Origin of the sequence: Skermanella aerolata KACC 11604 (genome assembly GCF_000936425.1) — a bacterium.
Taxonomy (GTDB): domain Bacteria; phylum Pseudomonadota; class Alphaproteobacteria; order Azospirillales; family Azospirillaceae; genus Skermanella; species Skermanella aerolata.
Genome location: NZ_AVFK01000121.1, coordinates 1 through 4,489, shown reverse-complemented (window position 1 = coordinate 4,489; position 4,489 = coordinate 1). Strand labels below are relative to the sequence as shown.

General features: G+C 56.9%; 4 protein-coding genes. 1 reads left to right on the top strand and 3 read right to left on the bottom strand.

Annotation, left to right across the window (positions count from 1 at the left end; translation table 11 throughout):
* Nucleotides 1-1,304 precede the first annotated feature (1,304 nt).
* Nucleotides 1,305-2,426 carry a porin gene (locus N826_RS38445; protein ID WP_044437806.1) on the top strand — a complete coding sequence of 374 codons (1,122 nt, stop codon included), beginning with the start codon at nucleotides 1,305-1,307 and terminating at the stop codon, nucleotides 2,424-2,426.
* A 96-nt stretch (nucleotides 2,427-2,522) separates the two neighbouring features.
* Here N826_RS38445 and N826_RS44040 read toward each other — a convergent pair whose 3' ends face one another.
* The 3 genes from N826_RS44040 to N826_RS38435 all read right to left on the bottom strand — a co-directional run.
* On the bottom strand, nucleotides 2,523-3,332 hold the full coding sequence (locus N826_RS44040) for a hypothetical protein (protein ID WP_147041355.1): 810 nt from the start codon (nucleotides 3,330-3,332) through the stop codon (nucleotides 2,523-2,525).
* 89 nt (nucleotides 3,333-3,421) lie between these two features.
* Nucleotides 3,422-3,757, bottom strand: a complete 336-nt coding sequence (locus N826_RS45610; RefSeq protein WP_044437804.1) for a hypothetical protein — start codon at nucleotides 3,755-3,757, stop codon at nucleotides 3,422-3,424.
* 138 nt (nucleotides 3,758-3,895) lie between these two features.
* A partial coding sequence (locus N826_RS38435; RefSeq protein WP_211099511.1) for a PAS domain-containing protein occupies nucleotides 3,896-4,489 on the bottom strand: 594 nt, incomplete at its 5' end.

Sequence of the window (4,489 nt, the reverse complement as noted above, 5' to 3'; positions counted from 1 at the left end):
GCTTGGTGATCGAGGAGGTCAGTGCCTGACATCTACGAACAGCTTCTCAGACGCGACCGGCATTCGGGGCTTGGGCGGCCCATCCAGTTCCGGTCCGTGGGCTCAGGACGTCGGGGACATGCTGGTTCCGGCTCTGTGTCCGGGGCATGCGTTGGCCCTTGCCCTTCCTTCGACCGGCCGCCTTCCCTCCACGCTCTCCGCCCCCGACCCGTCGGCCGGTGTTGTTCGAGGCTTCATCGGTACTATGCAGCCGTCCGACTCCTCCGACCTTCCGGTCCGGCTTCAGCTCCTCGCCTTCCCGAACCGACCCGGGACCGCCGTGGCGGCTGCGGGCGGCCGGAGGTCTCCCAGGTTCCGACACGATCCTTGACGCCTCGAACTGGTCTCAGACTCCGGTGGAGCGACGGTCCCTCGCAGAACGGTCCCGCACATGTTGCCTGCTGCGGTTTGTAACGCCTCGGCCTCCACGGTAAGAAGCTTTCGAAGCTCAATACAGTCCTCGTCGTCTCGCTGTGTACGCTTCAAGACCATCGTCACCGATGGTCCCGCAACACTCGCTACCGGGCGGGCGCTACCCCCTTCCCGGACCGGACTTCCACCGGCTGGATCGCGCCAGCTTCGCCTGGCGCACACAAACAGCTTCTCAGGATCGCCGGCACGGAGCAAGTCGAGGAAGTTCAGGCGGCTCTTTGATGGCCGTGTAGCGAACCAGGCGAAGCGGTCATTGCCGATGTGGGTGTTGTATTCATCGCGTCCGGCGTGGCGGGCTGCTGTGTCATCGACCGTCACCCAGCGCGTGGTGCCAGCCCGGCCTCCAGGATGGCGTCCTTCTCGGCATGGAAAACGTCCTTGTTGGCGGTTGCGTATTTCGGCGAAAGCGTCCCTGCGTTTCGGGTTCACCCGCATTCTCGGTGCATATGACTGCTTCGTCATCTGCGGACGCTCGGTTGCCACATGAAGGCTACTGATCTTGCTGCCAAATTCAGGGAAGCCTCTGGCTAAGGTACTTACCCGCACCGAGTTTGCGGATGGACCCGGTTTCGATGAACACAACTGTCCGAAATCAATGAAAATATGCATATCCTGATATCCGCGTTATGCGACATCCATGCGCATGGGCCAGCAGGTATCGCCGCAAAGTCGGCTGTTGTATCATTGTCACTGTGTGTGACTTTGACCATGAAGTGAGGGTGGATGTTGTTGCAAGCGACGGTGTTCCAGGTATCTATACCCCCAAGACGACAGCGGGGACGACACGATCGTGGCTGCGTCGGTTGAATAAATACTCTATAGGGGTAGCTTGAATGAAAAAGATCCTTTTGGGGACCACCGCGATCGCAGCCGCCGCTCTGTACGCGCAGTCTGCTCAGGCGCAGATCACCGTCTCCCTTGGCGGCTACACCGAGTTCTTCGGTGCGTACTATGACGACGATGTTCCCGGCCGCACCAGCCGAGAGTTCCAGTTGGAGTCGGAGGTCGTCGTCCGCGCCGACGGCAAGGCCGACAATGGTCTGCTCTACGGTGCTAAGATCGAGTTGCAGAATGGTCAAACATCTGCAGTCACCACAGATGAGGCTTCGGTCTATCTGTCCGGCACCTGGGGCCGAATTGAACTGGGTGACTTCGATGGCGCCGCCGACACCTTGGCCATCTACGCCCCGTTGGTCGGCATCGAGCAGATTGACGGCGACGCTTACGACTTCATGAGCGTCAACGCTGGCGGTACTTTGTTCGGTGCTCAGCCCTTCTTTGGCCTCGTGAAGGCCCCTGACTCGGGTGACTCGACCAAGATCATGTACCTGACCCCGCGGTTTGCTGGTATCCAGGCTGGTGTCAGCTATGCCACCCAGAACCAGAGCGAAGCCCAGAGTGTTATTGCTCTGAAGACCACGACGCCCTCCTACAAGGACTTTTGGGAATTCGGTGCAAACTACACCGGCACCTTCGCCGGTTTCTCGGTTGCCCTCGGTGCCACAGGCTCCATGGGTAGCGGCGAAGACCGTCAGTTCCCCCCGTTCGCAGCTCCGACCCAGCTTGAGGACTTCTTCGCTTGGCAGGCTGGTGCTCAGCTCGGGTATGCTGGCTTCAAGTTCGGTGGTGGCTACATCGATGGTGACGACTTTGGTGCTCGCCGGAACACCGAAGCTGGCGACGCGACTGCTTGGCACGTCGGTGCCAGCTACACGGCTGGTCCATTCGCTATCGGTGTGACCTATGCCGATGCTGAAGGTGCCAAGAGTGACTTCGTTACCTATGCGGAGGACTACAAGACCTATGGTGGTGGTGTCGCTTACACAGTGGCTCCGGGCCTCGTGCTCCAGGCCGACCTGATGTATATCGATGAGGAAGTCGTCAACACTACCAGTGGATTTAGAGCCGACAACGAAGGATATGTTGCGGTCGTCAGCACTCGCCTGAACTTCTAGCCTCTGGTGTTGTAAGCTATTATCATCGAGAGAAGGGGTGGCGATGTTTATCGCTGCCCCTTTTTCTGCGTGTCTATAATTATTTTTCGCCAACGTTCATCCGTTTAACCTATTAGCCTCATCAAGTTGACTTTGACCACTAAGAGGGCAATAGATCGTCAGTGAACTCATCCAGTCAAAAGCAGATATAATCCAGCTTAATCCTTGGCTGTGACGAGCAAGCTTAGTAGGAAAGTTGATTTCGATGGTAAGTGCTGTTTTTTTATACATTAACCTTGCTACCATATTGGCAGACCGCCCGCTTAGATCGCCTATTTGTGTTAACACACATGCTGGAGGAGCCGGAAAGAAGAGCTTGATTGCATCTCGAAGGTTTTGACTAGATTCATCAAGAGAATACCAGTTTAAGTTTATACGCCATAGCCCTTCATATGGCTCATCTTCAATGCGATTTAGACCAATATGATTTAGGACTTTGGATACTCCATCGATCCCCAAGGCATTCTCTCCAGAGAGCCAGCGAGATAAGGCGGACCTATCTATCGCAAGATCCTGGGCTATTTTCTTGATGCTAGAATTCAGTTTGATGACGGACCTAATGCTTCTCCGCACCTCTGGATGATCAAGATCAAGGGATGTTTTTCTTCCATAGCGCTCAACCATTCGCTCAATTTTATCGATAGAAACATCTAAATAAGTTCCTTGAGTAACCATGCTCGCTAGATGAGCCATGAGTAGTGCTGGTGGCCCCTCACACTCCCGCTCACCTCTTGCCCAAGCTTCAACGGTTCGTGGCGAAACTCCGAGAAACTCGGCTGTCCGATCGACCCAACCATTGTGTTGATTACCGTTCAACAGATATCCAAGTTCACGCACGAGTGTGGGCGTTAAGGAAAAGCTATTCATGATGGTGCCTTAAGAACCTTCCACTATTCTAGTTCAATCTATTTGTCGGTTAGCTCATTCGCATAGCCAAGAAAGGCTACATTGCCTTCTCAGTGGCTTCCGCCGCAACCGCTACGGAATGTGTCAACGATAATAAGACAGCCGGAGTGGTGAATTAGACTTGGTTGTTTTGCCCTTTCAATGGCGGATTCATCCAGACGACGGATCGCCTTGACGGCGTAGATTTGGTACGGGCGCATCATCAGAAGCTTCTGCTCCTTCGCAATGGGGACCATGTACTTGCCGATCATCTGGCCAAGCATGCACTTGGCGAGCAACTGATCGGCGAAGTCTTCGAGGTGGTTGATCTTGGTGTTGTCCTCGGCCGCGAACTGGTAGATCGGAAGGAACGGGGATGTCCCGCTTTGAACCCGGACCCCACTCAACGCGGCGTAAATCGATGTTTGAATTGGTAATTCACCTGTCCTGCCGGGATCTGCCCTGGGCGCTGATCGGAGGTCTGACGATGCACCGATTTACATGATGGGACTTCCGTGTCGTTTGTTTCAAGGCACCCAATGGGCTCACGCCAGTGGCCCAACGCCGGAAGGACATTTCGGTAGCGGTACGTTGCCGACCAGCAGGCGGCTCACTGCGGCGGCCGTGTCCCAGAACGGCAGGATCAGCCGGTGCCAGGTGGTCGTGGTGCGCTCGGCCGGCGGAACATGAGCCGAGTAGAGTGGCTGCCGGCGCGCCATAACCGCCTGGTAACCCGCCATGAAGAAGGCCTGGACATGGGGGCGCACGCCCGCACCCGTGATCTCGGACACCCGCTGCCCGGTCAGATCCAGACCGGACCAGCGCGCGATCTGAGTGCCGTACAGGCGGTAGTGAAAATCCCGGCCGTCGTCGACGGGCTCGAGCAGCATCAGGTAGCCCAGGGCCGGGACGAACGCCGCCGGATCGATGTGCGCCGGATCGGGCTGGCCCTCTTGGGCGACAAGGTTACTCCAGAAGGTGCCGATCGCGGTGAGCTGCGGCGCCGGCAAGGTCGCCGGATCCGGATTCCAGCAGACGACCGGTCGGGGAAATCCGGCAACCTCGAACAGCCGACACGTTGCTGCAGGATCCGCTTCAGGGTTCCCCCTGCTCATTGACCACCCTCTCAGCTGCGATAG

Coding starts and splice junctions, on each gene's coding strand:
- N826_RS44040 (WP_147041355.1), bottom strand. CDS start 3,332: ATGAATAGCTTTTCCTTAACGCCCACACTCGTGCGTGAACTTGGATAT.
- N826_RS38445 (WP_044437806.1), top strand. CDS start 1,305: ATGAAAAAGATCCTTTTGGGGACCACCGCGATCGCAGCCGCCGCTCTG.